This window comes from Arthrobacter sp. P4_F10 (genome assembly GCF_056401435.1).
The window spans coordinates 546,453-571,789 of record NZ_JBFUJJ010000001.1; the positions used below are offsets into that span (position 1 = coordinate 546,453).

Consider the following 25,337-nt stretch of genomic DNA (forward strand, 5'->3'; position numbering starts at 1 on the left):
CCGCCGTCCAAGACCAAGATTCGATACGGTAAATAGGCTCAACCTATTGGTCGACGGCCTGCGGGCCTCCTGCCGCTGCCACATGCAGCTCTGCGACCGCCAGGAAGGCCTTGGCGGCGGGCGTCAGGCCGTCCTTCCGGCTCAGGATGGCGACGTCCAGATGGGACACCGGTTCGATCAGCAGGGTCCGCAACCCTGACTTGTGCGCCAGCGGCGCCCACGATGAGGGCATCACGGCGTGGCCCACCCCGGCCAGGACCAGCGGCAGGATCGAGGTCCGGTGCGCGACCTCCACCACGATTTCAGTGTTGACGCCGCGGGCCAGCGCATCATCGACCAGCCAGCGCATCAGGGATCCGCGCTGGCTGGCGATCAGCCGGTGCCCGCCCAGATCCTCACTCTGAATCGCCGGCCCCGGGCCGAACGTGTCCGCCTGCGGGTTGACGATGAGGATCAGCGGCTGGCGCTCCAGCTCCAGGACCTGGACGCCCGGGACCCGGACGGGGTTTGGGGATCCGGCCAGGCCGATCTCGGTGCTGCCGCTGCGGACGGACTCAACGACCTCCTCGGGCGTGAACGCGGCACTGACGTTAAGCCGCACCGACGGATGCGCCCGGGTGTACTCGGCGATCATCGACGTCAGCGGCTCGATGCCGGGGGAGGGCATGGTGACAATGTCCAACCGCCCGCTCCGCACGCCCCGCAGCGCCTGCACCGCGGACTGCGCGGCATCGAGGTCCCGCATGACGAGCCGGGCCGGCCCGACGAGTTCCTTGCCCGCTTCGCTGAGCACCGCACGGCGGCCGATGCGGTGAAAGAGCGGCACCCCCAGGTCCTTTTCCAGGCCCGCGATGGTCTGTGAGAGTGACGGCTGGGCGATGAGCAGGTGCTCCGCGGCGCGGCTGAATCCGTCGTGGTCAACGACGGCCAGAAAATACTTCAGCTTCCGGGTGTCCACGCCAGCTCCTTCACCGGTCCGGTCCTGGGGCTCCGGCCGCCCCGGATATCACGCCCGAGGGCGGCCAAGCGTGGGGCGCGGAAGCATAGATAGCTTACGCCTGTCAGGACGGGGCCGCTCAGCTGACCTGCACTGATGACTGGTCTGGCTGCAACCCCCGGGCCTAGAATCGGGCTGGGCGCAACAGGCCAAGGCACCGGCCGGACACGCCCGCCCGAGGATCAAGTCCATGTTCCAGCGGTGCCAGTAGAGGGGGCCTGCCATGGACACCACCGGAAAACTTGAAACGGAACAAAAGTACGACGCCGAAACCTCCTCAGCGCTTCCAGACCTGCGGGAAATCGAGGGTGTGGACCACGTCGCGGAGCCGGCGACGGATCATCTTGAGGCTGTGTACTTCGACACCCGGTCCCTGGCCCTCGCCGCACGGCGCCTGACCCTGCGGCGCCGCACGGGGGGAACGGATGAGGGCTGGCACCTCAAGCTTCCCGCCGGCACGGACCAGCGGGAGGAAATCCACGCACCCTTGGGCCAGCCGGAGACCGTACCGGAAGAACTGTCCGATCATCTGCAGGTATTCACCCGGGGCGATGAACTGGTGCCCGTCGCCCGGCTGAGTACGCGACGCACCACCTACCGGCTCTACGGACCCGGCGGTGAGCACCTGGCCGACTTCGCCGACGACGTTGTCCATGCCGAGGCCCTGCAGCCGCCAGGGCCGGCCCTGGACTGGCGTGAATGGGAGCTCGAACTCGTCCACGGACCCCGGGAGTTCCTCGACGCTGCCGCCGAAACCCTGACGTCCACGGGAGCGAGCCACTCCGTCTTTCCTTCCAAACTTGCCCGCACTTTTGGCGATGCGTGGCCAGCCGGGCTCGGCCCCCGGGCCGGAAAACCCCGGAAGAAAGGACCGGCAGTCGACGTCGTGACGGCCTATCTCGATGCAAGGATCGAAGACTTCATCGCCAATGATCCCGGCGTCCGGCTGGGGACACCGGATTCCGTCCACAAGATGCGGTCCGCGACCCGCCGGGCGCGCTCAGCCCTGGCCACCTATCGCAAACTCTTCAACCGCTCAGCGGTCCGGGAACTCCAGTCTGAACTGAAGTGGCTGGGCCAGATCCTGGGTCCGGCGCGCGATGCCGAAGTCATGCTGGAGCGGCTTCGCCGGCACGTCATGGAACTCCCCGAAAAACAGAGGTCCGGCTCCTTGAACCAGATGATCGAACAGGAGTTGGTCGCAGCCCACAACGCAGGTTACAGAAACGTCCTGAAGACCCTCGGGACCGCTCGCTATTTCCGTCTTCTTGGCTCCCTTGAGGAGTTCCGGGACCACCCGCCTGCCAAGCCTCGCGCCTTCCGCCCGGCGCGCAAAGTGACGGCCAAGCTGGTCAACAGGGCAGCAGAGCGGGTGGAGCGTTCCCGGAGGGCCGTCAAACGCTCCGCCGGCCGGACCTCCCGCGACACGGCGCTGCACGAGGTGCGAAAGGATGCCAAGCGCCTGCGCCACGCGGGCGAATCGGTCACGGAAATCCACGGCAAACGCGCCGTCAAACTCACGAAGTCCGCTGGACGGCTCCAGACAGTCCTCGGCGACCATCAGGACAGCGTCATGGCAACAGCCCTGCTGGGGAGACTGGCGGCCACCCCGGACCTGACCGCCGACACTGACCTCGGCTTCCAGGGTTTGCTGGAGATGGAAGAACGCATTGCCCGGAAAACGGAGAAGAAAGCCCGCAAGGCAGGGAAGAAGCTTCGCGGCCTGCGCCTCCGTTCCTGATTCGCGACGTTTCCGTGTCAGGATCAGTTATGACCGACCGTCTGATGCTGCTCGACACCGCGTCGCTGTACTTTCGCGCGTTCTACGGGGTACCCGACACCATCCGCCGTGCCGACGGCACCCCGGTGAACGCCGTCCGCGGGCTGCTCGACATGATCGCGCGGCTGACCACCGACTACGGCGCGACGCACCTCATTGCGTGCTGGGATGACGACTGGCGTCCGCAGTGGCGGGTGGACCTCATCCCGAGCTACAAATCGCATCGAGTTGCCGAGGTGGTGGCCGACGCCCCCGATGTGGAGATCGTGCCGGACGCGCTCGAGGCGCAGATTCCGATGATCCGCCGGGTGCTCGGGCTCGCCGGCATCGCCGTCGTCGGGGCTGTCGAGCATGAGGCCGACGATGTCATCGGCACCTACGCCAGCCACGCCGAGCTTCCGGTCGACGTGGTGACGGGCGACCGCGACCTCTTCCAGGTCGTCGACGACGCCCGCCACGTGCAGGTGATCTACACCGCGCGCGGCATGAAGAACCTCGAAGTCCTGACCGACGCCGTCGTCGTCGGCAAGTACCGCGTGCTGCCCGGGCAGTATGCCGACTACGCGACCCTGCGCGGCGACAGCTCCGACGGGTTGCCGGGCGTCGCCGGCATCGGCGAGAAAACCGCCGCGTCGCTGCTCGGGGAGTACGGCACGCTTGACGGGCTGCTCGCGGCTGCCGCTGACGCAGAAAGCGGGCTCTCCGCATCCGTACGGTCGAAGCTCGCCGCGGCGGCGGACTACCTCGCGGTCGCGCCCGCCGTCGTGAAGATCGTGCGGGACCTGGAACTGCCGACGCTCGAGGAGGCCGGCGCGCAACTGCACCCAGTCCTCGGCGGTTCCCGGGCCGATCTTGAGCGTCTCGCCAAAGAGTGGAACCTCGGCGGCTCGGTCGGGCGGCTCCTTGAGGCACTCGACCTGCTCCGTTAGGGAAAGTCCTTGGATTGTGTGGTCAAAAGGCCGGGGCGGAGGTGCGATACGGATCGCACCTCCGCCCTCCGGAGGCCTGTTTTCAGTGTTTCTTGAAGGCGTCCTTGACTTTTTCGCCGGCCTGCTTCAGGTCTGCTTTGACGTGATGGCTTTTGCCCTCTGCCTTCATCTTGTCGTCGCCGGTGGCTTTGCCGGCCGTCTCTTTGCCTTTGCCGTGGAGTTTCTCGGCGGCATTGTGGATCTTGTCACCCAGGCCCATGATGATCCTCCTTATTTGGTCGCCCCCGCGACGTGAATGCCATGGAGGCCACAGTTAATTGTAGGGACAGATGTGCCGAAAGTGGGGGCGATGACCCGACACCATTTGCGGCGGTCCGGGGCCACCGTGCGGCCCTGGGAAACCTGTCAGGATCAAGCGATCAGGGTATGCAGATCCACTCCGAAGATGGCTACAAGGGGCCAGAGGATAATTGCCGCCAGGCCTTCCACAATGTTGCCGGGAATGTTCCAGGCCACTAGATAGCCGTGGGTGGCGGCGACCACGACGCCGATGGCCAGATACACGGTCCCGATCAGACCTATTCCGCGCCCGCCAGATTGGCGTCTGCCTATTCCGCGCATCATCGCTCTTTTCCCGCTGCGGGGTGTGGCTCTAACTATATTGTTGCCGGGTCATTTGCGGGAGGGGCCATTGGCACCATTGGCAGGGGGCCGCGCCCGAAGCCAACGCATGGAACTCGGGGCCGTAAACGGGGGTGTTAGTCGGCGAGGATGCGGTAGAGCGCGCGGCGGGTGTCATCGATTACTTCCATGGCGGCAGTGCGTTGTTCCTCGGTCGCCGAGAAGCGGAACTGGTGGATGACTCCCATGAGCTTTCCCACGCTCTGGTGAAACGCCGGCCCGGATCCTTGGGGATCGGTGTTCCACGCGTTCCCCAGCTCCTCGGCGTGATCGGCCACGTAAGCCTTGCCCGCGTCGGTGAGGGTGAACTCGGTGCGCCGTCCGTCACCCACGGGCGCGATCAGCTCCTCATCAACGAGCTGCTGGAGCGTCGGGTAGACGGAGCCCGGGCTCGGACGCCAGGCTCCCGACGTCTTGTCGGCAATTGTCTTGATCAGGCCGTAGCCGTTGGACGGTGATTCGGCCAAGAGGGAGAGAATCGCGGAGCGAACATCGCCCCTGTTGGCCCGCCGCGAACCGCCGGGACCGAATCCCGGTCCGAAACCCGGTCCGAATCCTGGCCCGAAACCCGGCCCAAACCCGCGGCCCGGCCCGAATCCGCCGTGTCCGTGGGGTCCGCGACAGCTCCTGCCGCGCCCGAAGCGTCCCAGCGCGGGTCCGCCGTCCGTTAATTTGTCGTCGTGATTGCCTTTCATAACAACATCGTCCTTCCACTTCACTTGAATCTCACTGATGGTCGCCGATCCTTCGGCGATAATTAACGATATATCGGTGAGTGTCGCCGGTCAACGGTCCATCCGACTGGTATTTCGCTGACAGTGGGGAGGTTGCCGGCCGCCGCCGGACCCAGGGCCGACAGTCCGTGCCATCGCCTCGACGCTGAAATGTTCCAGCCGGGCACCCTTCGCGGATTCGCCCAGCCGGACAGATCAATCAGCACCCGATCACGGGCCGAAGCCGCGGGAAGCCGCGGTCACTTCTGTTCGTGGTCTCTGAAAGTGATTCGGAGCGGCCGGGGTGCAGGGCCGGACGTGCAGGCTTTAGACCGGCCCTGACTGGGTGAACGTGGGCACCATTGTCACGGATCCCACGTTCGGGAGTGCGTGGCGGGTGGCGTGGTCGATTTCGTCGTGGAGAGTGGCAAGTTCCCCTAAAGCGGTGATCGCGGTCATGGGGATGGAGACCTCGACGTGGAGCCGGTGGCCGGACCAGCGCAGCCGGGACGTTGCGCCCTCGGGGGCGTGGGCGGTGACAACTGCTGCCAGGCGGTCCGTCAGGTTCGGGTCGACGCCGTCCATGAGCCGGCGCCCGATGTCCCGAATGGTTCCCCACAGCAGCACGGCGATTGCTGCGGAGATGAGCAGGCCCACGATCGGGTCCGCGAGGGGGAACCCGAGCCATATGCCGATGACTCCGGCGACGACGGCCAGTGAGGTGAACCCGTCGGTGCGGGCGTGAATGCCATCGGCCACGAGCGCGGCGGAGCCGATCCGTCGTCCCACGCGGATCCTGTAGATCGCGACGAGTTCGTTGCCGGCAAAGCCCACCAGCCCGGCGGCGAGCACCCAGCCCAGGTTCTGGACCGGCTGGGGTTCAAAGAAGCGGCGGAGGGATTCGACGGCGGCCACGACGGCCGAGAGTGCGATCATCGCCACGATGAACAGCCCTGCGAGGTCCTCGGCACGGCCGAACCCGTAGGTAAACGTCCGGGTCGCGCGGCGGCGTCCGAGCAGAAAAGCGATCCACAGCGGCACGGCGGTCAGGGCATCGGAAAAATTGTGGACCGTGTCCGCCAGCAATGCCACGGAGCCGCTGACGAGCACGATGACCAGCTGGAACAGCGACGTGGCCCCCAGCCCGAGCAGGGATACCTTGACGGCGCAAATGCCCTGCGAGCTGCTTTCCAGGGCTGAGTCGATCGAGTCGGCCGAGTCATGGGAGTGCGGCACGAAGAGCTCCTGCAGCCACCCCTTGAACCCGGTCGCGTGAACATGCCCGTGCGGGCCGTGGTGGTGGTCGTCGTCGTGAGCTTGAAGGTCGCCCTTGCCAGCGCCGTGTTCAGAGTGAGCGTGCGTGTGCCGGTGGACGTCGTGGCCGGGATGGGGATGCATCGGCTGGTTCATGCGCCGGCCTCCCGCTTGAGGCTGTGCGGAGCGATGGTGTGATGCGGAGCTGTGCCGAGGGTGTGTTCGGCCTGGTGAATCGCGTCGGCCACAAGCTGCCAGGCGTGCCCGTCCTGCAGGCGGTAGTAGACCTTGGTGCCTTCCTGCCGGGTGGCGACCATGCGCGCCAGCCGCATCTTGGCCAGATGCTGGGAAACCGCAGCCGCCGATTTCCCCGCCTTTTCGGCGAGCACGTTGACGGGCAGCTCGCCGTGGCGCAGGGCCAGGATCAGCCTGACCCGGGTGGCGTCGGCCAGCATGGCGAAAACCTCCACAGCCAGTTCAACGTACTGGCTGTCCGCGGTAAGGTTGCCGGCATTGTTATCTGCATTCATACGCAGATACTTACATATAACTGCGCCTCTCTCAAGACGGCGGCCGCGCGCCGGGTGCGCGGCCGCCGTCGCTGGCCCCTCCTAGCAGGTCAAGCCTGGGCTTTCGGACGGGCGGGACGTGCTACCGGCCGCCGAGGGATACGGCTTGAACATGCTGTTGGGACTGCAGATAGCCGAACAGTTGCCGCAGCCCGAAGGACCATTCCGGCAACTCTTCCGCAGCGCCCACGAGGTTGATCAGGGCCCCGAGATGGCTGCTGCGGATCGTCACAACGTCTCCCATGTGGTGGGTGAACCCCTGCCCCGGCTCATCCCGGTCCTGGTTGGGGGCGAACAGCGTGCCTGTGAACAACGCGAACCCGTCCGGGTACTGATGGTGCTTCCCGAAAGTCGCCGCCACGAGTTCTTCGAACGGCCGGCTGATCCTGGCCACCGAGTTGCGGCCCTCCAGCGAATAGCCGTCCTGGCCCTCGACACGCAGCAGGATCTCTTCCTGGCGCAGCGTTTCCAGGCTGAACCCGTCATCGAACAGCCGGATCAGTGGGCCCAAAGCGCTGGATGCATTGTTGTCCTTCGCCTTTCCCAGCAACAGGGCGCTCCTGCCCTCCACATCCCGGAGGTTCACGTCGTTGCCAAGCGTCGCGCCCACAACCTGACCGGCCGAGGTGACGATGAGCACCAGTTCCGGCTCGGGGTTGTTCCATGCGGAAAAAGACGGAATCCCGACTCCCGCGCCGAGCCCCACCGAGGACAGGACCGGGGCCTTCGTGAAGACCTCGGGGTCCGGTCCGATGCCCACCTCCAGGTACTGCGACCAGAGGCCCTCCGCGATCAGGACTTTTTTGGTCTCGGCCGCCGCCGGGGAGCCCGGGCGGATTGCGCCGATGCTGCCGCCGAGGGCGGTGGCCACCAGTTCCCGCATCTCTGTGGCCCTGCTGGCGTCTCCGCCGCAACGCTCCTCGATCACGCGCTCGATCATGCTGTCCACGAAGGTGACGCCGCAGGCCTTAATGACTTGGAGGTCCACTGGCGCCAGGAAGTGCGGACGCGTTGGGTCCTGCGCCAGGGATGCTTCGACGACGTCGGCGGTCTTCCAGCGCGCCGCATCCATCGCAGCACGCACGTCCGCCACAAGATCGGGACGTTCGAGGAGCTCAGAGACCGTACCGGCCAGCTGGTGAAGGTCGAACACCCCCTCCTCCTGGACCGCGACCACCCGGGGTCCCGAGGTTTCAACGTCCCAGACACGGCCGATCAGCAATGCTTGCGCTGCATCGTCCGGGAGCACAGATGCTCCGCCGATGTTCAGGGGTGCGTTCATCGCTGAGCCTCGCTCCCGGGAAGTCCCTCTGTGATGACGGGCCGCCGCCACACTCCATCCACCCGCTGCGGCACGTTCCAGCCGTTGGCGTCCTGCAGCGGTTCGGGCAGCCGCGCTTCCGGGAACGACTGGTAAGCCACGGGCCGGAGGAATCGGCGGATGGCGGCCGTTCCCACCGATGTGGTGGCGGACGTCGTGGCGGGGTAGGGTCCGCCGTGGTGCTGGGCGTAGCTGACCGTGACCCCCGTGGGCCAGCCGTTCCAGAGCACGCGGCCACTGATGTCCGTCAACCGCGCGGCGAGGTCGGAGACGTCGTCGCCGGGCTCCGCCTGGACAGTGGTGGTCAGCTGTCCCTCAAGAAGTTCCGCGAGGGCGGGGAGTTCCGACTCGTCGCCGTACTCCACCACCAGGCTGGCCGGTCCGAACATTTCCTGCCGGAGGATCGACGGATCGCTGCGCGCCGCAGCTGCCGTCGTGTGAAGCACGGTCGGCGCCGGCGTCTCGGCGAAGTCTCCTTCCACCAGGACCTCGACGCCTGCGTTGCTCTGCAGGTGGGCCACAGACTGCCTGTAGCCGCCGTGCAGCCGCGAGCTCAGCAACTGGGTTGCTGCGCAGTCCGCCAGGGCGCCGCTGAGCACCCGCCGGACGAGGTCGGTCTGTCCGCGGGGAACAAACAGCAGCCCCGGCTTGGTGCAGAACTGGCCCATTCCCATGGTGAAGGAGCTGGCGTAGCCGCTGAGGATTTCCTCTCGCCGGGCCGCCCAGGCGCCCTCGGTCACGAAAACAGCATTGATGCCGCCCAGTTCGCCGAAGAACGGAATCGGTTCGGGCCGGGCCGCGGCACGGTCGAACAGGGCCCGTCCGCCCGCCGTCGAACCCGTAAACCCGATCGCCTTGACCGCGGGGTGGTCCACCAGGGCCTCCGCCGCGGGCCGGCCGGTGACGAGCGAGAACAGGCCGGAGGGTGCCCCGGCGGCGTCAAGTGCGGCGATAACGGTCTCGGCCGTGCGAACCGCAAGGTTCAGGTGTCCGTCGTGTGCCTTGTGCACGACGGCGCAGCCGGCGGCCAGGGCCGAGGCGCTGTCGCCGCCCATCACGCTGAAGGCGAACGGGAAGTTGGACGCCCCGAAAACCCCGACGACGCCGATCGGCACGTTGAGCCGGCGCAGGTCAGGCCGCGGCCCCATGCCCCAGTCCGGGTCTGCGTGGTCGATGGTGGCGTCGAGGTGCTCGCCCTGACGGATTTCCGCCGCGAAGAGCCTGAGCTGGAAGACGGTGCGCTTCAATTCGCCCCGGAGCCGGGCGTCGCCCAGATGCGTTTCCTGGTGGGCGATTTCCACGAGCGAATCCGCGTCAGTCTCCAGGCCGGCGGCCGCTGCCTCCAGCCAAGACGCCCGGGTGTGGGGATCGGCCGCGCGGCCCTTTTCGAACGCGGCCTGGGCGGCATCGATACGCGCATTGAGGTCCTCAAGAGTGGTTGTCATCGGACCGCCCCGGCTTCGGTCAGGGACGCGCCCGTGACGGCGGCGCGGCTTCCCACTTCCACCCATCCTGCCCCGGCGGGGAACTCCCAGCGGGAGCGGGAGGCGCTGAACATTTCGGCGCCGGTGCCCGGCAGTTCCGGGGCGGCGTACCGGCCGTTGATGATGCGGACCGGCTCGGCGAAGTGCTCGTGAAGATGGTCCACGTACTCGATCATCCGTCCGTCCTGGGTACCGCTGATGGCCGCGTAGTCGAAGAACGAGAAGTGCTGGACAAGCTCGCACAGCCCGACACCGCCGGCGTGCGGGCAGACCGGCACGTCGAAGCGGGCGGCGAGCAGGAGGTTGGCGATGTTCTCGTTCACGCCACCCACCCGCGTGGAATCCAGCTGGAGAACGTCGATGGCCCCGGCCTGCAGCAGCTGCTTGAAGACGATGCGGCTCGCTACCGCCTCGCCGGTGGCGACCCGCACGGGTGCAACACCCTTCCGGATCTCGGCATGGCCCAGGATGTCGTCCGTGCTCGTGGGCTCCTCGATCCAGTAGGGGCTGAACTCTGCCAGCTGGTTGACCCATTCGATGGCCTCGGAAACTTCCCACCGCTGGTTGGCGTCGATCGCGATCGGGAGGTCGCCGACGGCCGCCCGGGCCAGGGCCATGCGGCGGCGGTCATCGTTGAGGTCACCGCCCACCTTCAGCTTGATCATGGAGAAGCCGTCGGCGGCTGCCTTCTTGCTCAGCCTGACCAGTTTCTCGTCGCTGTAGCCGAGCCATCCGGGCGATGTGGTGTACGCGGGATATCCCTCCACTTTGAGGGCCGCGATCCTGGCAGCCTTGCCGGCTTCGCCGGCCCGCAGGATGTCCAGCGCCTGCTCCGGGCTCAGGGCGTCGCGAATATGGGTGAAATCGACGACGTCGACAATTTCCTCGGCAGGCATCTCGCTGAGGAGGAGCCACAGCGGCTTGTTTTCACGCCGGGCGCGGATGTCCCAGAGGGCACTCACGAGCGCACCGCAGGCCATCTGCGTGACGCCCTTTTCCGGGCCGAGCCAGCGCAGCTGGGAATCGTGGATGAGCCGCTTTGAGGCGCCGCCGAGGTCGTAGATGAGTTCGTCGATGTCCCGGCCGACGAGCAGGCGGGCGTAGGCGTCGATGGCATGCGTGAGGATATCGTTGCCGCGTCCGCAGCTGAACACAAAGCCGTGGCCTTCGTCTCCCGCATCGGTGCGGATGACGACATAGGCGGCGGAGTAGTCGGGGTCAACGTTGACCGCGTCGGAGCCATCGAGTTCCAGCGACGTGGGGAAGCGCACGTCCTGGGTGTGGATGGAGATGATGGAAGGCATGGATATCTTCTCTCTGATCAGTTCAATGAGTGGACACGATTCCTATATGAATTCCGGTAATCATATAGGAAAGGTGATCCAGATCAAGTGTTCCGGAGAGTAAAGAAGCCCCGGCCAGCAGGCCGGGGCTTCTTTTCAGCCGACGATGTGCGGCCGTGGGGGTCCGCTGTCCTCCAGTGGAGAGAGGGCCGCGTTGTCCTTGAAAGCCTGGGCAAACCGGGTGAAGGAGTTTCTGATGTGCTCGGCCATGGCCTCCTCGGCACGTTCCGGCTGGCATGTCCGGATGGCCTCCCGCACGGCCGAGTGCTCGGCTACCGTAATGGCGCCGTCGACGTCTGCGGGGTAGAGGCGGAACGTGTGCAGGTGGCAGTGGGTTTGCGCGAAGGCGTGCCGCACAACCGTGTTCCCCGCCGCCGCGAGGATGGTGTCATGGAAGCGGGTGTCATGGGCCACGAGGTCCTGCCGAAGGTCCCCGCTGTTCTGCATCCGGTCCCGGAAGGCCGACAGCTCCTTTTCCAGGGCTCCGGCCGGGTTGGCCAGGCGGTCCACGGCGGCAGAGCGCGCCGCCCATGGCTCGACCAGGAGTCGGAATTCAAAAAGGGAGCGCAACTCGGCCAGGTCCAGCAGGGGAGTGGTGCTGTAGCCGCGTCCTGGGGTGTAGACCACCAGGTTGTCGCCCTCCAGTCGCTGAAGCACTTCGCGGACCGGAGTCTGGGAGACGCCCATGCTGCGGGCGACGGCATCGATGTTGATCCGCGTGCCGGGTTCAATTTCGCCCGTGAGGATGGAGGCGCGCATGGCCGAGTAGACATCACTCACGGCCGCCTTGCCTCTGGATGCATCGGACGATTGACGTGGGGGCACGCGTTTACCTCTTTGTGTGGAGTGGTGGGAGTCGCTGTGGGAATCATAAGCCACAGGGCGTCAGGGGGCGGTCTGAAAGATTTTCCGGAAAGGGACTTGTCGTGGATCACATCCTCTATATGATTAAGCCGATTCCTATATGATTCTGGTGCTGGCACTCTTGGCGCCTGACCATCCCGGTGCCCAGGCACCCGAAGCCATGTTTATGTCAAAGGAGACCGCATGACTGCGCTCGGCAGTAAGCTCGCCCCCAAGTCATCCCCCAATATGCCCCGCACCATGACCCGCAAACGCTGGATGATTATTTGGCTCGCGTTCATTGGGCTGAGCATCAATTATCTGGACCGGTCCAGCCTCAGCGTGGCCTTGCCGTTCATGGGCAAGGACTTCGAACTCTCGGCAACCCAGCAGGGACTCATCTTCGCCGCCTTCTTCTGGGCCTACGACTTCTGCCAACTGGCAGCCGGGTGGTACGTCGACAAGGTGGGGCCGCGGAAATCGTTCTCGCTTGCGGCGGTTTGGTGGTCCATCTTCACCATGATCACGGCCATGTCGACGAGCTTTTGGTCGCTTTTCGCCGCCAGGTTCCTGTTGGGTGTCGGTGAAAGCCCGGCGCCGAGCACCGCGGCCAAAGTTGTGGCCACTTGGTTCCCGGTCCGGGAGCGGGCCTTTGCTACCAGCATCTGGGATTCGGGCTCCCGTGTGGGTGCGGTCATCGCCCTGCCCATCGTTACCTTGATCGTGGCGTTCACCTCGTGGCACGCGGTCTTCATCATCATCGGCATTGCCGGTCTGGTCTGGGCCGCCGTGTGGTGGAAGACGTACCGCAGCCCCGAGGAACACCCGGCTGCCAACGCCGCCGAGGTGTCCTACATCCAGGAGGGTGGTGCCCGAAGCGAGGCGAGCGACGACGCCGGCGCAGCGAAGCTGCCGTGGCGGTCACTCTTCAAGTACCGCACCATACTCAGCATGATGTTCGGCTTCTTTTGCCTGAACGCCGCTATCTACTTCTTCATCACGTTCTTTCCGAGCTACCTCGTGAAGGAGCGCGGGTTCGACCTGCTCAAGCTCGGGTTCTTTGGTGCCATTCCGGGCATCTGTGCAGTCGCTTTCGGCTGGTTGGCCGGCTATGTCGCCGACCGTGCGGTACAGCGCGGCGTCTCGGTGACCCGGGTCCGCAAGACCGCCATCGCCGGTGGCCTGATCGGCGGTTCGGTCATCATGTTCGCTGCCGTGGTGCCGGAGGCGTGGATGGCCCTGGCGCTTCTTTCAGTGGCGTATTCGAGCCTCACCGTCGCCGCCACCGGCATCTGGTCCCTGCCGGCCGATGTTGCCCCGAGCTCCCGGCACGTGGGATCCATTGGCGGACTCCAGAACTTTGCCTCCAACCTGGCCGGCATCTTCACACCGATCCTGATCGGCGTCCTGGTGGATCAGACGGGGTCCTTCGTGGCGCCGCTCGCGGTCATTGGAATCGTTTCACTGATCGGCGCCGCAAACTATCTGTTCGTCCTTGGCAAGATCGAGCCCCTGAAGGTCCCGGCGGCAGCCTCGGTGTAGGGAACTGGGGCCGCCACTCTGTGTTTCGGGTGGCGGCCCGTCCGACGTCGGGCAGTTGGCTGGCACAGGGCGGCCGCTGCTGAACCCGATGCTATTTCGGCTTGAATGTTAGGACTCGACCGGTGCGTCCGGGTGCCGAAGACTCAACTGCTTGGCGTGGAAGTCGAAATGAAGTGTCGGATAGGCGTACACATCGTTGAGTGTCATTAGCGGAGTGAAGAAAGGGTCCCACCTGTCGGGGAACGGCATCGACCTGGCGAGGGACCGGGAACTTTCGCGACCGAGCCGGCGGGAGAGCGCGGCGATGGTCTTGTCCAGTTTCCGGCTCATCCTTCGCCGGTTGTAGACGCGGGCGGCGGCCCGGGAACCCCAGTAATTCACCACATCAAAGGGGCCGGTGGCCGAGTTGAGGACGCCAGCAAAAGCCCTGCCGACCGGGCGGGGGAGCCGGCTGACAACGTGGACCAGGGGAAGCAGGGCGCGGACCACCATGTAGCCGAACACCATGTGGAAGAGCAGCTCCTCGTTGGTCCAGCGTGTGCCGTCGCTCCTGCGGTCGAGATCTGCGGGCGCTGCGCTCCGCAGCAAGGCGGCGAGGTCGCGGCGGGCGCGGCTGTACCCGGCCAGGATCTCTTCCCTTGTCGGGTCCACGATGTGCCTTTCGTAGTCTTCGGTCTTCAGCCGGCCGCGGCCCTCAAATGGTCCGCATCCATGGCGACGTGCCTTCATTATGTCCCGCGTCGATCAGCCGCAGGGGCGGAGGATCTCTCAGCCGATCGTGGAGGGCCTGAGCTTTCGAACGCTTCCGGCGGCGGCGAGAACGGCGGCCATGGCGGCTGCAGCGGCCATGGCGTACGCCATGCCCGTGTAGGTGCCGAGCCAGGCCGCCAGTAGCGGACCCGCGGCCGGGGCGACGGCCGTAACAGCTGTGAGCGGTGCCGCGAACAGTCCCTGCAAAGTGCCAAGATTCTGTGTTCCCCAGCGGTCAGCCACGATGGTGGCCTGCAGCAGGGTCTGGCAACCGCGGACCGCGCCGGCGAGCATTCCCGCCGCGATCAGCGCCGGCACCGGGCCCGGCAGTGCAGCGAGCAGGAAGGCGGCGCAGGCCGCCGTTCCGGTGATGACCTGCAGCCGGGCGCCGGCCGGGATGGCCGCGAACAGTAGCCGGCCACCGACCTGACCGGCGCCCACGAGACCGAGACCGAGCGCGGCCGTGGCGTAGTCGGCGCCTTTCTCCGCGAGCAGCGGCATGATGTTCAGCGTCACCGTGTAAAGCCCCAGGCAGAGCAGGACCATCAGCGCCTGCAGCCCGAGGAATTCCGGGCTTCGCCGGACGATACGCGGCATGGCCCGGTGGACTGTCGCAAGGGTGCCGGGGGCGGCCGGGGCCCAGTTCCGGTTCAGGTAGCGGGCGTGCAGCGGCACGGCGATGAGTCCCATGATCCCGGCGAGGATGATGAAGGCGCCCCGCCAGCCGAACGCGGACGTCAGGGCTGCGGTGGCGGGGGCAAAGATGGTGGACGCGAACCCGGCGACAAGCGTCAGGATCGTCAACGGCCGCACCCTCGCCGGGCCGTACCAGCGGCTAATGACTGTGAAGGCTGGCTGGTACAGGACGGCGGCCTGCGCGGTACCGGCCAGCAGCCAGGCCGCAATGAACACTGCCAGGTTCGGTGCCATCGCCGCCACGACCAGGGCAAGCATGCCGAGCAGGGATCCGCCGATCATCAGCATGCGCGGGCCGGTCCGATCGAGGATCCTGCCGACGGCGATCCCCGCCGCCGCGGAGACCAGCAGGCCGGCGGAAAAGGCTCCCGTCACCTGGGCCGGGTCCCAGCCGGTGTCCTGGCTGATGGGCCGGACCGCCGCGATCAACGCGTAGTAGAGCACGCCCCATCCGGTGGTCTGGGTGATGCACAGCGCGGCAAGGCCGCCGCGCGGTGCACCCTCGGCGACCAGTGTCCGGGATAACGCCGGGGCGGGCATGCCTAGTCCCCGGTGAGCTCCGCATACAGCTTCTGCACGCGGGCCCTAATGTCGTCCCGGACCAGGTTCATGCGTTCCATGCCTTCGATGCCGCGTTCGGAGGGCTCGTCCGTATCCCAGAACTCGAGCCGCTTGCCCTCGCGGGGCTCTAGCTTAGCTTCGTTGCCCAGGACGATAACGACGTCGGCCCCGTCCAGGACTTCGTCGGTGACGGGTTTGGGGTGTTCGCCGGTGATGTCGATGCCGAGTTCTGCCAGGGATTCCACGGACTGGGGGTTCAGCGATTCGGCGGGCTTGGTCCCGGCTGAGTGCACTGTGACGGTCCCGTCTGCAAGCTGGTTCATGAGTCCGGCGGCGAGCTGGGATTTTCCGCCGTTCTTGCTGCAGACGAACAGGACGCTGGGGGTTTTCGTGGTATCGATCATGCGTTGGATTCTTCCTTATCTGAGCTGGGGCTGCTGAGCAGTGATGCGGCCAGTGCCTTGACCCGCTCGTGAATTTCGTCGCGGATGATCCGGACTGCCGCAACGGGTAGTCCGGCCGGGTCTGCCAGTTCCCAGTCCTCGTAGCGTTTGCCGGGGTAGATCGGGCAGGAGTCGCCGCAGCCCATCGTGATCACGACGTCCGAGGCACGGACCACATCATCGGTGAGGGGTTTGGGGTAGTCCCGGGTCAGGTCCAGGCCCATTTCGGACATCGCCGCGACGACGCCGGGGTCCAGTTCCGCCGCCGGCATCGAGCCCGCGGAGCGGACGCGGATCCGGCCCTTGGCCTCGACGTTCAACAGCGCGGAGGCCATCTGGGAGCGGCCGGCGTTCTGCACGCAGACAAACAAGACTTCGGGGACCTCCGAGGCGACGGCTCCCTTGGATTTGGCCAGCGCAGTGAGCCGGTCGTTGGCGAAGTGCTCGGTGGTGGCAGGAAGGTGGGTGGTGATCTTCGCGGTCCGGGCCATGGCCGTGTACGTCTCGAAGACGTAGCGTTCGACGGTTTCGGCGGCGAAGATGCCCGCGAACTTGTCGGCCAGACGGTTGCTGATGCGCTGCAGCAGCTCGGTGTTCTCCTGCAGCCTCTGGCGGGTTTTATACCGGTTTTCGTGGGGTTCAGTCATCTCGGCGCTCCAAGGATGTGATTCACGGAAAGGAAATCCGGATCAGTTGCTGTCGCCGGAGCGTCCGTGGGACAGCCCGGTGGGGAAGCCCACGAGCACCGGCTCGGGAGCGGCGCAGCATGAGGATTCGGACGCAGTGGCGGGTGCTGGGACGTCGCAGCTGGTGCCGGCGTCAGAGGAGCAGACACCGGTTTCGGGGAGTTCGAGCTGGACTGTGTCGGCCGCCTCGCGGTCACCGGCCAGGGCGGCGACGACTGAGCGGACCTGTTCGTAGCCGGTGGCGAGCAGGAAGGTCGGCGCCCGGCCGTAGGACTTCATGCCGACGATGTAGAAGTCCTTGTCCGGGTGTGCCAGCAGTGCTGCGCCGTGCGGGGGGACAGTGCCACAGGAGTGGAATTCCGGGTCGATCAGCGGGCCGAGCTCCACGGGTGCTTCGACGGCCGGGTCAAGGTTCAACCGGAGTTCGCGCAGGATGTTCAGGTCCGGGCGGAAGCCGGTGCAGGGCACCACGACGTCGGCCTCCAGGGTCCGGCCGTCAACGGAATCGACGCTTACTCCCGAGGCGAGGGATTTCAGCGAGCCAATGCCAAATCCGGTGTGCAGTTCGATGGTTCCTGCCTCGACGAGGCGGCGCAGGCGGGCGCCGAGCTGGCCGCGGGCGGGCAGCCCGTCGGCGTCGCCACCGCCGTAGACCTTCTCGGCGGACGCGCCGCGGACCGCCCACAGGATCCGGGTGTTCGGTTCGTCCTTGGCCAGGTCGGCGAGGCTGATCAGCGTGTTGGCGGCGGAGTGGCCGGCACCGACGACCAGGACACGGCGGCCGGCGAACGAGGCGCGGTCCCGGCCGGTGACGTCCGGCAATGAAGAGGAAATCCGGTCCGCGGCGGTGTCTTCGCCGACGGCGGGGAGCCCGGAGGTACCCAGCGGGTTGCGGGTGGACCAGGTGCCAGAAGCGTCTATGACCCCGGCCATGGTGTGGTCGCGGGTTTCTCCGTCCTCGTGCTCGACCCGGACGACGAACGGGGTGGCCTCGCGGTTTCGGGTGTGGGTCTTGTCCATGCCGGCGCGGGTCACGGCGATGACCCTGGCGCCGGTCTGCAGCCGCGAGCTGATGGCCGGGAGCGCGGCCAGCGGGCCGAGGTAGTTGTCGATGAGTTCCCCGCCGTAGGGCAGGGCCGTGGGCCGCGGCGGCGCCCAGCCGGCGGCTTCGAGCAGGCGGACGGCGGCGGCATCGATGTTGAACCGCCACGGGGAAAACAGCCGGATGTGGCGCCACTGTTCGATGGCGGCACCCGCGGAGGGGCCGGCTTCGAAGATCAGCGGCTCCAATCCGCGTTCGATCAGGTGGGCCGCGGCGGCCAGGCCCACGGGACCGGCGCCGATCACGGCAACTGGAAGGTTCTTCGCTGAATCCATTGGTGTCCTCTTTCATCCGTAGTGGTGTTGCGGTTGTTTTCGGTTGGCCCTGCCGGCCGGGGTGGGCCGGCAGGTGCCGGGGTTGGGTTAGCAGCAGTCCTGATCCTCGTCGTCGCAGCATCCGTCGCCGCAGCATCCGGTGTTCATTCAGCTCACCCCCTTTCCGTCATCTGTCAGACGTGTGGTGCTGCCCCTTACTTGGCGGCAGGGGCCAGGGACTCGATCAGGTCCTCGATGCGGCCCTTGATCTCGTCGCGGATCGGGCGGACGGCTTCCACGCCCTGGCCTGCCGGATCCTCCAGGACCCAGTCCTCGTAGCGCTTGCCCGGGAAGTAGGGGCACTCGTCGCCGCAACCCATCGTGATCACGACGTCGGATTCCTGCACGGCCTCGGTGGTGAGGATCTTGGGGATCTCGGCGGACATGTCGATGCCGAGCTCGGCCATGGCCTCGACCGCGGCCGGGTTGACCTTGTCGGCGGGCTGCGAACCGGCGGAACGGACCTCGATCCGTCCCTCACCGAGGGTGGTCAGGAAGGCTGCGGCCATCTGGGAACGGCCGGCGTTGTGGACGCAAACGAACAGGACGGACGGCTTCTTGGCGGTTTCGGTGCTCACGGGGTTTCTCCTGGAATCAATGAGGTGAGTGGGCGATACAGTCTGGAGTCTTGCGCCCGGTTTGAAGCTCTCAACCGAACATTGATGATGATCGATATAGAGAGTATCGGGCTATAGATTGATGAATGTCAATATTTGCTTTCGGCGGGTTTCTGCGACGGACCTAGGCGGCGGTTACGCGGGGTGCAAGGTCATTGATGCGGCGGGAGATGTCGTTGAACGCCTTGTCGAAGGCTTCTTTGGTGCCCGGGCGCAGCGGGTCCGGCACCGACCAGTGGATTCCACCCAGTCCGGGCAGTTCCTCGTGGGCCTTGTCGCAGACGGTCACGATGAAGTCGCCCTCGCCTGCCACCTGGTTCAGGGTGCGCGGGGGAAGGTCCGCAAGGTCCAGGCCATGACGGCGGGCGACCTCGATGGCTCCCCGGGCGATTCGGTCCGCGGGGTGGGTTCCGGCAGAGGTTGACGGGATGTTGCTGACCTGCTGCCAGAGGGCGGCCGCCAGTTGGGACCGGGCGCTGTTGTGCGTGCAGACGAACAGGACGCGGTGGGCACCGTGCTCCGCCCCGGGAACGAGGCCGTCCAGGGCGCCGGCGGCGAGGCGGATGTAGCTGCGGCGCCGGTCAGCTTCGGAGCGGCTGCGCGTTGCCAGGCCGGCATCTTCGAGTGTCCGCAGGTGGTGGGAGAGGAGGTTGGACGGCATGCCCAGCTCTGCTTGCAGTTCCGTCGGGGAAAAATCCCCGAGGGTGAGCAGGTCGACGATGCGCAGCCGCGCGGCATCAGCGAGGGCCGCGTGCCTGGCTACCCGTCTTCGGAACGAGTCAACTCCTTCAATATTCATTGATTCAATTTTGACTGAGTTAGTTCTTTGGATCAAGCTGTTGCCATGACTTCAAACCAGCCGCCGCTGTGGCGCCGCGCCGTGGCCGAACTGCTCGGCACCTGCCTGCTCGTATCCATCGTCGTCGGCTCCGGAATCGCCGCCCAGCAGCTTTCCCCCGGTGACGTCGGCCTGCAGCTGCTCCAGAACAGCACGGCCACGGTGCTGGGTTTGACGGTGCTGATCCTGATGTTCGGACCGGTAAGCGGCGCGCACTTCAACCCCGCGGTGTCCCTGGTTGACTGGCTCCTGGGCCGCCGCAGCGGCTCCGGCCTGACCCTGCCGGAGCTGGGCGTCTACACGGCGGCGCAGACGCTCGGCGCTATCGGTGGCAGCGTTCTCGCGAACGCCATGTTTGACATGGGCACGTCCGTCTCCACCAAGGAGCGCGCAACCGCAGGGCATCTGCTCGGTGAGGTCGTCGCCACTGCTGGGCTCATCCTGTTGATCTTCGCCCTTGCGGCCACGTCCCGCGGCGCCCTCGCTGCACCTGCGGTGGGTGCGTATATCGGCGCGGCGTACTGGTTCACGTCCTCGACGTCGTTCGCGAACCCGGCAGTGACGGTGGGGCGGATCTTCAGCGACACCTTCGCCGGCATCGCCCCGGGATCCGTTCCACCATTCATTATTGCTCAGCTGTTCGGCGCCGCAGTGGGACTTGGCCTGCTCCTCCTGCTGTTCCCGGCCGCGGCCCGCATCGCGGACGACGTCGTTCTCCCGCGCAGTGCCGAACCGGCCAGCTCATAAGCTGCGCCGGCACGCGACGGGCCGACCAGTGCCCGCCGTAACCGAGTCTGCGCCGGGGACGCTCCCGACCCGAGGCCTGCGGCTCATATATTGATGATTATCAATATCAGGGCATAATAGACACATGAACGCCCTGCCTATCCTCGAACCGACCATGGACGGAACCTGCTGCTCGCCGTCAGGAACGCCTGCCCTGGGCGCAGAGGAGGCCAAGCAGAAAGCGCTGGTCTTCAAGGCGCTGGCCGACCCGAACCGGCTCCGGCTGCTCTCCATCGTCAAAGCCGGCGAGTCAGGGGAGGCATGCGTCTGTGACCTCACCGGGCCCCTGGACCTGGGCCAGCCTACGATCTCCCATCACCTGAAGATCCTGGTCGAAGCCGGGCTGTTGCACCGTGAAAAGCGCGGCACGTGGGCCTACTACTCCCTGGTGCCCGGGGCGCTCGAGGAGACGGCCGGGCTCCTGGCAACCCTGTGACCGCGCCAGAACAGCCTGCGGTCACGGTCCGCATCATGCGCGAGGACGACTGGCCGGCCGTCCGGGGGATCTACCGCGAAGGAATCGCCACGGGACACGCCACCTTTGAAGCAGACGTGCCGGACTGGGAACGCTTCACCAACTCCCGGCTGCCCGGCCACCGTCTGGTCGCCGAGGCGCCCGAGGGTGAGATTCTTGGCTGGGCGGCTGTCTCTGCCGTGTCCGCGCGGCCCGTGTATGCCGGCGTGGTCGAACACTCTGTCTATGTCGCCGCGGAGGCCCGCGGCAGGGGAGTCGGATCCGCACTGCTTCAGGCCTTGGCAGCGTCGACCGAACAGTGCGGAATCTGGACTATCCAGGCCAGCATCTTCCCCGAAAACGCAGCAAGCCTTAAGCTCCACCTCGCGAACGGATTCGCCGTCGTCGGAAGACGTAGCCGCATCGCCCGCATGAGCTACGGGCCCAGCGCGGGTCAATGGCGGGATACTGTGCTGATCGAGCGGCGCTCCCCGATCATCTAGAACGCCGGTGATGCGCCCGCAGAGCAGTTAGGCGTCTCCAGCCTGCCTGCCAGTGGGGTTCGCCCCGGCAAGCTATTCCGCGCCGGGCGGCACGGGGGACCCCGCCCGGCCAAGCCGCTGGAAGGATGCGCTTTGCTGCGCCAGCCGGCGCATGGCCAGGAGTACGGGTTCCATCAGGAGTGTCCCGAGGACCACGTGCCGCATCGCGGCCTCGGCCGAATCCGTGGGAACACTTTCGACGTCGGCCTCCGCGATGTCCTGCATTGCCGCGGCGTAGCGGTCCAAGAGCGCCGCCGGCGCGTCGAATCCTGCATCTGAAAGCCCGTGCAGGGCCGCCACCAAGGCAGCCTGGGTGTCGCGGTCGCATGTCTCTGCGCCCCAGCCCCAATGGTCCAGGAGCTTTTGTGCCGAGGAGAGGTCGACGTCGTCCGGCGCGGTCCGGGTGACCGCGTGGTGCGCGATTCCGAGCAGATCGTGGCCGGACTCTGGCGGATTCTCCAGGCCAAGCAGTACCTCGCGGGTGGCGCTGACGCTGAGCCCGGCGGTGCCAATCAGCGCCCGGATGAGCTTCAGCCGCCGGACATGCGAGTCGTCGTAGCGCGCCTGGGTCGCGGACGTCAGCACGCCGTCATGCAGCAAATTCTCCCGAAGGTAGTACTTGATGGTGGCCACCGGAACCTCCGTGGCCGCGGCCAGCTCTGAGATGCGCAAAGATTCTCCTTGACTTAGATAGTGGTACTCCCCAATATTGGGGAGTGATGGTATCTAGTTAGGAGAAAAGTATGGCACGCATCAATGCTGGACGTTTCACGCACCGCCATTCCGGTGATTTGGTGGTCTTCCTCATCGGCATGCGCATCAACCGTCCCTGGCGTCCGGATCTGTGGCTGCCGGTCTTCCTTGCGATGCCCCGGATGCTGACAGAACTCTTCAGGGAGCCGGGGTCCGGCCTCCGTGGTTTTCGATTTGCCCTCGGAGCCGGCGGGCCGGTCATCGTGCAGTACTGGGACTCGCTGGACAAGCTGTATGCCTACGCTAGTGCGCCCGAGTCCGAGCACAGGCCAGCCTGGACTGCTTTCAACCGCCAGGCAAGAAAGGCCCCCAACGCCGTCGGCATCTGGCATGAGACATTCCAGGTGAGCCGGGCCGAGAGCATGTATGTCTCGATGCCTACCGAAGGCCTCGCGCAGGCCACCGAGCTTGTGCCTGTCGGGCCAGGAAGCCATCACGCGAAGGAGCGGCTGTCTAAGCCCCGCTGAGATCGCTGGGGCCGGCCGGTGCCCCCGGCAGTGAAAGGCGGGCTGCGAGGCCCGAGAGCAGGATGGTGATTCCTTCGTCCAGTTCGGCCATCCCGTCGTAGTCGGCGAGGACGGGGGCGAGGGCGCGGAGGCGGGGGAAGTCCTTCGGCGGCAAACGGTGCAGGCCCAGGCGGAGGAGGGCCTCGTTTTCGTCCGGGTCGACGACGAATTCCTGCAGTTCGTTGAGGATGTGCCCGTAGAGGTATCCGTAGTAGGCGCGGTAGACGTGCAGGGCGTCGTCGGGTGCGAACCCGGCATCGATCAGCAGGGACAGGATCTGCTCCAGCGGCCGCAGCGTCCCCAGCGGCCGGAGGCCCAGCGGTGTTGACAGGGGGCGGGTCACGAGGAGGGGCACTACGTTGGGGTGCCGGAGCGCCAGGAGCCGCAGATCGTGGGCAATGCGCCGGAGTTGGGCCTGCCAGTTGGGGTCATCGGGAATGATGGCCAGTTCATTCAGGACGAGTTCTGAGACTCCGTCCAGCAATGCCGCGCGGTTGGCGGCGTAGCGGTACAGGCTCATGGGATCCCGCCCGAGTTCGTGCCCCAGCCTGCGCATGGTGAGGGCGTCGAGTCCTTCGGCGTCCACCAGTGCCAGCGCTGCGGACAGAACAAGCTCCCGGCTGAGCCGCGCCTTCTTGCCAGGAGTCGCTGGGGGTGCCGGATGCTCTTCGGGCGACATGGTGTTCCGTTCGGGTCGGTGCGGAGAAGTCGCATTTCCAAGACAATAAGCAGGTTGCTTAATGTGTAGTCTACGCCTACAGTCTACACTGTAGAGAAGTTGTTTTGTCTGGTTTCCGCGGCCACGCGGATTGCCATCCCAGCAACGCTTTGCCCCGGATCTGCGGTGACGTAGAGTCCGGGATCACGCTTCAGCGCCCCGTGCACGGCCTTGACGCTTAGCTGCTGTAGCCACACGGCGGCACAAAATGCACCGCGAGGAAACGAGCCACTCATGGCAACTTCTCAATACGACCAATTCCTGCAGGAAGCCACTACCCAAGACCCTGCATCCGACCACTCCCTGGGCCGGGACTGCCTCTACGGCCTCTACACCAGCTGGTGCTTCCTGAGCCAGGCCACACCCCGCCCGGAAGATGCCTTCTGGGCGGCCATGAAGGAGAAGCAGATCCATCCCAAGCGCAACGGCCTCCGCATGAAAGGACCGGCCGCAGCGGACTACATCCTGGCCAGCTACCCGGGTCTGGTCTGACCCGGATGACAATCACGTCAAGCACGTACCTGCCCCGGGATGCCCACCAGCCCCGAGGCCGCCGGCCATGGTGTGCGACATGCGACACCGACCGGCACCTCCTCCTGGACTCCGTCACGACGATGAATCCGCAGCGGGAAATCCTCGCGGCCGCCATTAGCTGCACGAACTGCGGCAGCTCGCACGTGGTGGCTACGACCGCGGCCTTTCTCGCAGCCATCCCGGGGCCGAATGGGAACAGCAGCGGCGCCGTCCATAGGGACGAGACCTACCGCCACTGCCAGGAGCCGATGTCAGCGGTGGACCCCGAGCGGCGCAGCGCGCACCGGCCGGTTTCCACTCATGCCGGGACTCCGGATATTCTGGGCGACTATCTCCGGACGCGTGTTCTGCGGTGCCGGTGCGGGTTCCAGATGGAAATACCCCGCCCATGACAGGCAGCATCATCCGGGGTCTGTATCCAACAAAGTATTAGGGGCACACCGTGACCAACCACAGCACATCCACCACCGGGCATTCCACGGCCCACAATCAACCACCCGGGCTTATGGACATGGATCTGTCCCCGCAGGGACTTGCGGATGCCCCGGCTCACGAAATCGACCCCGACAGTCTCGTCTACACCGGCAACAGCTAAACAAGTCAGCTGCTGCCGGTAGCGGCGGGGATCCGGACGGCCCTGCCGCTGACCACTATTCCGCCGGCGGCGGGAATGTCCACTGTGAGTACGCTTGGCCGGCCGACGTGCCGTCCCTGGTGGATCAGGACCCTCGACGGGGGCTCCACCAGGCCCAGGATGCGCAGGTAGGCGCCGACTGCCGCCGCGGCGGCCCCTGTTGCCGGGTCCTCCGTGATGGCTCCCACGGGGAACAGATTCCGGGCTTCGAAATCGCCATCTGCCACCGGGTGCAGGACGGCTACCGTGGCGGCCCAGCCCTGGGCATCCATGAGCTGGCGCACCCCCTCAGGATCGAAGCCAAAGGAGTCGAAAAGGTTGCTGTCGGCGAAGACCAGCACCGGATGCCAGTTCCCCGAATACGCGATCCGCGGCGGGTAGGCGGGATCGAGATCGGCCAGCCCGACGCCGAGCAGGCCCAGGAGGTCAGCCAGCACGTCGTCATCGAATGCGGCCAGCTGTGGCTCAACCCCGGTGAACGAGGCGGTGATGTCGGCGCCGTCGCCCGCAGTTTCGATGACGACGGGGCCGACAGGAGTGTCAAAGGTGAAGGATCCTGCCCCGTCGCGGGCGCTCAGCGCAACGGCCAGCGCAATCGTCGCATGGCCACAGAATGGCACCTCCGCGATCGGCGAAAAGTACCGAACCCGGCTCCGGCGCGGGTCCCCGCCGACGCCCGGCTCCGTCACGAAGGCCGTTTCGGCATACCCGACGGCGGCCGCCACCGCCAGCATCCCGGCATCGTCCAAATGGCTGGCATCCAGCACCAGTCCGGCGGGGTTGCCGCCGTTTGGCGTCGTGGAAAAGGCCGCATAGCGGAGGACCTCGGGGGTGTTTTCCATACCCCGATCCTCGCATGTCCAGCCACCGGGGCAGCGGTGATCCACCCATGCGGGCAGGCTATGGGTGTGCATCACGGAGAGGTGATAAGCGAGGTCGCGTCGCGG

The 25,337-nt window shown here is 66.2% G+C and carries 29 protein-coding genes; 9 read left to right on the forward strand and 20 right to left on the reverse strand.

From position 1 onward, the window contains the following. Nucleotides 1-43: 43 nt before the first annotated feature. Nucleotides 44-958 carry a LysR family transcriptional regulator gene (locus AC1DR1_RS02520; RefSeq protein WP_229993558.1) on the reverse strand — a complete coding sequence of 305 codons (915 nt, stop codon included), beginning with the start codon at nucleotides 956-958 and terminating at the stop codon, nucleotides 44-46. Between the two features lie 262 nt (nucleotides 959-1,220). On the opposite strand from AC1DR1_RS02520, the gene AC1DR1_RS02525 reads away from it, so the two are divergent. Together AC1DR1_RS02525 and AC1DR1_RS02530 are read left to right on the forward strand one after the other, a co-directional pair. Then, entirely contained in the window at nucleotides 1,221-2,738 is a 1,518-nt protein-coding gene (locus AC1DR1_RS02525; RefSeq protein WP_229993559.1) for a CYTH and CHAD domain-containing protein, read from the forward strand. A 29-nt stretch (nucleotides 2,739-2,767) separates the two neighbouring features. Beyond that, a complete protein-coding gene (locus AC1DR1_RS02530) occupies nucleotides 2,768-3,706 on the forward strand; it encodes a 5'-3' exonuclease (RefSeq protein ID WP_229993560.1) in 939 nt (312 codons plus the stop codon). Between the two features lie 82 nt (nucleotides 3,707-3,788). Here the strand turns inward: AC1DR1_RS02530 and AC1DR1_RS02535 are convergent, their stop codons facing one another. The 9 genes from AC1DR1_RS02535 to AC1DR1_RS02575 all read right to left on the reverse strand — a co-directional run bounded on the left by AC1DR1_RS02535 (nucleotide 3,789) and on the right by AC1DR1_RS02575 (nucleotide 11,851). Further along, nucleotides 3,789-3,965, reverse strand: a complete 177-nt coding sequence (locus AC1DR1_RS02535) for a CsbD family protein (protein ID WP_229993561.1) — start codon at nucleotides 3,963-3,965, stop codon at nucleotides 3,789-3,791. Between the two features lie 152 nt (nucleotides 3,966-4,117). Then, nucleotides 4,118-4,270, reverse strand: coding sequence for a hypothetical protein (locus tag AC1DR1_RS02540; protein WP_229993562.1), 153 nt, complete (start codon nucleotides 4,268-4,270; stop codon nucleotides 4,118-4,120). A gap of 194 nt (nucleotides 4,271-4,464) precedes the next feature. Then, complete coding sequence (locus tag AC1DR1_RS02545; RefSeq protein WP_229993563.1) at nucleotides 4,465-5,082, reverse strand: PadR family transcriptional regulator; 618 nt, start codon at nucleotides 5,080-5,082, stop codon at nucleotides 4,465-4,467. A 345-nt stretch (nucleotides 5,083-5,427) separates the two neighbouring features. Beyond that, entirely contained in the window at nucleotides 5,428-6,510 is a 1,083-nt protein-coding gene (locus tag AC1DR1_RS02550) for a cation diffusion facilitator family transporter (RefSeq protein WP_364746754.1), read from the reverse strand. Continuing rightward, a complete protein-coding gene (locus tag AC1DR1_RS02555) occupies nucleotides 6,507-6,884 on the reverse strand; it encodes an ArsR/SmtB family transcription factor (protein WP_364746756.1) in 378 nt (125 codons plus the stop codon). The genes AC1DR1_RS02550 and AC1DR1_RS02555 overlap by 4 nt, the downstream gene beginning before the upstream one ends. A gap of 121 nt (nucleotides 6,885-7,005) precedes the next feature. Further along, entirely contained in the window at nucleotides 7,006-8,205 is a 1,200-nt protein-coding gene (locus AC1DR1_RS02560; protein WP_364746758.1) for a fumarylacetoacetate hydrolase family protein, read from the reverse strand. Further along, a complete protein-coding gene (locus tag AC1DR1_RS02565) occupies nucleotides 8,202-9,689 on the reverse strand; it encodes an aldehyde dehydrogenase (NADP(+)) (RefSeq protein WP_364746760.1) in 1,488 nt (495 codons plus the stop codon). Before AC1DR1_RS02565 ends, AC1DR1_RS02560 begins: the two co-directional genes overlap by 4 nt. Then, a complete protein-coding gene (locus AC1DR1_RS02570) occupies nucleotides 9,686-11,032 on the reverse strand; it encodes an enolase C-terminal domain-like protein (protein ID WP_364746762.1) in 1,347 nt (448 codons plus the stop codon). The genes AC1DR1_RS02565 and AC1DR1_RS02570 overlap by 4 nt, the downstream gene beginning before the upstream one ends. 135 nt (nucleotides 11,033-11,167) lie before the next feature. Continuing rightward, nucleotides 11,168-11,851, reverse strand: a complete 684-nt coding sequence (locus AC1DR1_RS02575; protein WP_364746763.1) for a GntR family transcriptional regulator — start codon at nucleotides 11,849-11,851, stop codon at nucleotides 11,168-11,170. 267 nt (nucleotides 11,852-12,118) lie between these two features. On the opposite strand from AC1DR1_RS02575, the gene AC1DR1_RS02580 reads away from it, so the two are divergent. Beyond that, nucleotides 12,119-13,456: an MFS transporter gene (locus tag AC1DR1_RS02580; RefSeq protein ID WP_476992131.1), complete on the forward strand. Its 1,338-nt coding sequence runs from the start codon at nucleotides 12,119-12,121 to the stop codon at nucleotides 13,454-13,456. A gap of 108 nt (nucleotides 13,457-13,564) precedes the next feature. On the opposite strand, the gene AC1DR1_RS02585 is transcribed toward AC1DR1_RS02580, so the two are convergent. From AC1DR1_RS02585 to AC1DR1_RS02615, 7 genes are all read right to left on the reverse strand, one after another. After that, nucleotides 13,565-14,107 (reverse strand): DinB family protein, encoded by a 543-nt coding sequence (locus AC1DR1_RS02585; RefSeq protein ID WP_476992132.1) that lies wholly within the window; start codon nucleotides 14,105-14,107, stop codon nucleotides 13,565-13,567. Between the two features lie 117 nt (nucleotides 14,108-14,224). Next, a complete protein-coding gene (locus tag AC1DR1_RS02590) occupies nucleotides 14,225-15,442 on the reverse strand; it encodes an MFS transporter (RefSeq protein ID WP_476992133.1) in 1,218 nt (405 codons plus the stop codon). A 2-nt stretch (nucleotides 15,443-15,444) separates the two neighbouring features. Then, nucleotides 15,445-15,867, reverse strand: coding sequence for an arsenate-mycothiol transferase ArsC (locus AC1DR1_RS02595; protein ID WP_229993572.1), 423 nt, complete (start codon nucleotides 15,865-15,867; stop codon nucleotides 15,445-15,447). Beyond that, the gene (locus AC1DR1_RS02600; RefSeq protein WP_229993573.1) at nucleotides 15,864-16,553 is read right to left on the reverse strand and encodes an arsenate reductase ArsC; all 690 of its coding nucleotides are present in this window, start codon (nucleotides 16,551-16,553) and stop codon (nucleotides 15,864-15,866) included. The genes AC1DR1_RS02595 and AC1DR1_RS02600 overlap by 4 nt, the downstream gene beginning before the upstream one ends. 42 nt (nucleotides 16,554-16,595) lie before the next feature. After that, nucleotides 16,596-17,969, reverse strand: a complete 1,374-nt coding sequence (locus AC1DR1_RS02605; RefSeq protein WP_476992134.1) for an FAD-dependent oxidoreductase — start codon at nucleotides 17,967-17,969, stop codon at nucleotides 16,596-16,598. A 194-nt stretch (nucleotides 17,970-18,163) separates the two neighbouring features. Continuing rightward, nucleotides 18,164-18,586: an arsenate reductase ArsC gene (locus AC1DR1_RS02610; protein ID WP_229993575.1), complete on the reverse strand. Its 423-nt coding sequence runs from the start codon at nucleotides 18,584-18,586 to the stop codon at nucleotides 18,164-18,166. A gap of 163 nt (nucleotides 18,587-18,749) precedes the next feature. Further along, a complete protein-coding gene (locus AC1DR1_RS02615; RefSeq protein ID WP_476992135.1) occupies nucleotides 18,750-19,424 on the reverse strand; it encodes an arsenate reductase/protein-tyrosine-phosphatase family protein in 675 nt (224 codons plus the stop codon). 45 nt (nucleotides 19,425-19,469) lie between these two features. On the opposite strand from AC1DR1_RS02615, the gene AC1DR1_RS02620 reads away from it, so the two are divergent. From AC1DR1_RS02620 to AC1DR1_RS02630, 3 genes are all read left to right on the forward strand, one after another. Next, nucleotides 19,470-20,210, forward strand: a complete 741-nt coding sequence (locus AC1DR1_RS02620) for an aquaporin (protein WP_229993577.1) — start codon at nucleotides 19,470-19,472, stop codon at nucleotides 20,208-20,210. Nucleotides 20,211-20,334: 124 nt separating this feature from the next. Beyond that, nucleotides 20,335-20,685, forward strand: a complete 351-nt coding sequence (locus AC1DR1_RS02625; protein WP_229993578.1) for an ArsR/SmtB family transcription factor — start codon at nucleotides 20,335-20,337, stop codon at nucleotides 20,683-20,685. 35 nt (nucleotides 20,686-20,720) lie between these two features. Then, nucleotides 20,721-21,206 carry a GNAT family N-acetyltransferase gene (locus AC1DR1_RS02630; RefSeq protein WP_364747068.1) on the forward strand — a complete coding sequence of 162 codons (486 nt, stop codon included), beginning with the start codon at nucleotides 20,721-20,723 and terminating at the stop codon, nucleotides 21,204-21,206. 72 nt (nucleotides 21,207-21,278) lie between these two features. On the opposite strand, the gene AC1DR1_RS02635 is transcribed toward AC1DR1_RS02630, so the two are convergent. Continuing rightward, nucleotides 21,279-21,917, reverse strand: a complete 639-nt coding sequence (locus tag AC1DR1_RS02635) for a MerR family transcriptional regulator (protein WP_229993579.1) — start codon at nucleotides 21,915-21,917, stop codon at nucleotides 21,279-21,281. A 71-nt stretch (nucleotides 21,918-21,988) separates the two neighbouring features. On the opposite strand from AC1DR1_RS02635, the gene AC1DR1_RS02640 reads away from it, so the two are divergent. Then, nucleotides 21,989-22,465 (forward strand): DUF4188 domain-containing protein, encoded by a 477-nt coding sequence (locus AC1DR1_RS02640; RefSeq protein ID WP_229993580.1) that lies wholly within the window; start codon nucleotides 21,989-21,991, stop codon nucleotides 22,463-22,465. On the opposite strand, the gene AC1DR1_RS02645 is transcribed toward AC1DR1_RS02640, so the two are convergent. After that, nucleotides 22,452-23,183 (reverse strand): TetR/AcrR family transcriptional regulator C-terminal domain-containing protein, encoded by a 732-nt coding sequence (locus AC1DR1_RS02645; protein ID WP_229993581.1) that lies wholly within the window; start codon nucleotides 23,181-23,183, stop codon nucleotides 22,452-22,454. The two genes, AC1DR1_RS02640 and AC1DR1_RS02645, sit on opposite strands and share 14 nt — an antisense overlap. A 273-nt stretch (nucleotides 23,184-23,456) precedes the next feature. Between AC1DR1_RS02645 and AC1DR1_RS02650 the strand changes: the two genes are divergently transcribed. Together AC1DR1_RS02650 and AC1DR1_RS02655 are read left to right on the forward strand one after the other, a co-directional pair. Continuing rightward, on the forward strand, nucleotides 23,457-23,714 hold the full coding sequence (locus AC1DR1_RS02650) for a hypothetical protein (protein ID WP_229993582.1): 258 nt from the start codon (nucleotides 23,457-23,459) through the stop codon (nucleotides 23,712-23,714). Between the two features lie 484 nt (nucleotides 23,715-24,198). Next, entirely contained in the window at nucleotides 24,199-24,351 is a 153-nt protein-coding gene (locus tag AC1DR1_RS02655; protein ID WP_229993583.1) for a hypothetical protein, read from the forward strand. A 5-nt stretch (nucleotides 24,352-24,356) separates the two neighbouring features. Here AC1DR1_RS02655 and AC1DR1_RS02660 read toward each other — a convergent pair whose 3' ends face one another. Beyond that, on the reverse strand, nucleotides 24,357-25,232 hold the full coding sequence (locus AC1DR1_RS02660; protein ID WP_476992136.1) for a PhzF family phenazine biosynthesis protein: 876 nt from the start codon (nucleotides 25,230-25,232) through the stop codon (nucleotides 24,357-24,359). Nucleotides 25,233-25,337 lie beyond the last annotated feature (105 nt).

What these genes read in the sequence shown, in the direction of transcription:
- AC1DR1_RS02525 (WP_229993559.1), top strand. Translation starts at nt 1,221, where the DNA reads ATGGACACCACCGGAAAACTTGAAACGGAACAAAAGTACGACGCCGAA.
- AC1DR1_RS02530 (WP_229993560.1), top strand. Translation starts at nt 2,768, where the DNA reads ATGACCGACCGTCTGATGCTGCTCGACACCGCGTCGCTGTACTTTCGC.
- AC1DR1_RS02535 (WP_229993561.1), bottom strand. Translation starts at nt 3,965, where the DNA reads ATGGGCCTGGGTGACAAGATCCACAATGCCGCCGAGAAACTCCACGGC.
- AC1DR1_RS02545 (WP_229993563.1), bottom strand. Translation starts at nt 5,082, where the DNA reads ATGAAAGGCAATCACGACGACAAATTAACGGACGGCGGACCCGCGCTG.
- AC1DR1_RS02550 (WP_364746754.1), bottom strand. Translation starts at nt 6,510, where the DNA reads ATGAACCAGCCGATGCATCCCCATCCCGGCCACGACGTCCACCGGCAC.
- AC1DR1_RS02555 (WP_364746756.1), bottom strand. Translation starts at nt 6,884, where the DNA reads ATGAATGCAGATAACAATGCCGGCAACCTTACCGCGGACAGCCAGTAC.
- AC1DR1_RS02560 (WP_364746758.1), bottom strand. Translation starts at nt 8,205, where the DNA reads ATGAACGCACCCCTGAACATCGGCGGAGCATCTGTGCTCCCGGACGAT.
- AC1DR1_RS02565 (WP_364746760.1), bottom strand. Translation starts at nt 9,689, where the DNA reads ATGACAACCACTCTTGAGGACCTCAATGCGCGTATCGATGCCGCCCAG.
- AC1DR1_RS02570 (WP_364746762.1), bottom strand. Translation starts at nt 11,032, where the DNA reads ATGCCTTCCATCATCTCCATCCACACCCAGGACGTGCGCTTCCCCACG.
- AC1DR1_RS02580 (WP_476992131.1), top strand. Translation starts at nt 12,119, where the DNA reads ATGACTGCGCTCGGCAGTAAGCTCGCCCCCAAGTCATCCCCCAATATG.
- AC1DR1_RS02590 (WP_476992133.1), bottom strand. Translation starts at nt 15,442, where the DNA reads ATGCCCGCCCCGGCGTTATCCCGGACACTGGTCGCCGAGGGTGCACCG.
- AC1DR1_RS02595 (WP_229993572.1), bottom strand. Translation starts at nt 15,867, where the DNA reads ATGATCGATACCACGAAAACCCCCAGCGTCCTGTTCGTCTGCAGCAAG.
- AC1DR1_RS02600 (WP_229993573.1), bottom strand. Translation starts at nt 16,553, where the DNA reads ATGACTGAACCCCACGAAAACCGGTATAAAACCCGCCAGAGGCTGCAG.
- AC1DR1_RS02605 (WP_476992134.1), bottom strand. Translation starts at nt 17,969, where the DNA reads ATGGATTCAGCGAAGAACCTTCCAGTTGCCGTGATCGGCGCCGGTCCC.
- AC1DR1_RS02615 (WP_476992135.1), bottom strand. Translation starts at nt 19,424, where the DNA reads ATGAATATTGAAGGAGTTGACTCGTTCCGAAGACGGGTAGCCAGGCAC.
- AC1DR1_RS02620 (WP_229993577.1), top strand. Translation starts at nt 19,470, where the DNA reads ATGACTTCAAACCAGCCGCCGCTGTGGCGCCGCGCCGTGGCCGAACTG.
- AC1DR1_RS02625 (WP_229993578.1), top strand. Translation starts at nt 20,335, where the DNA reads ATGAACGCCCTGCCTATCCTCGAACCGACCATGGACGGAACCTGCTGC.
- AC1DR1_RS02630 (WP_364747068.1), top strand. Translation starts at nt 20,721, where the DNA reads ATGCGCGAGGACGACTGGCCGGCCGTCCGGGGGATCTACCGCGAAGGA.
- AC1DR1_RS02640 (WP_229993580.1), top strand. Translation starts at nt 21,989, where the DNA reads ATGGCACGCATCAATGCTGGACGTTTCACGCACCGCCATTCCGGTGAT.
- AC1DR1_RS02645 (WP_229993581.1), bottom strand. Translation starts at nt 23,183, where the DNA reads ATGTCGCCCGAAGAGCATCCGGCACCCCCAGCGACTCCTGGCAAGAAG.
- AC1DR1_RS02650 (WP_229993582.1), top strand. Translation starts at nt 23,457, where the DNA reads ATGGCAACTTCTCAATACGACCAATTCCTGCAGGAAGCCACTACCCAA.
- AC1DR1_RS02660 (WP_476992136.1), bottom strand. Translation starts at nt 25,232, where the DNA reads ATGGAAAACACCCCCGAGGTCCTCCGCTATGCGGCCTTTTCCACGACG.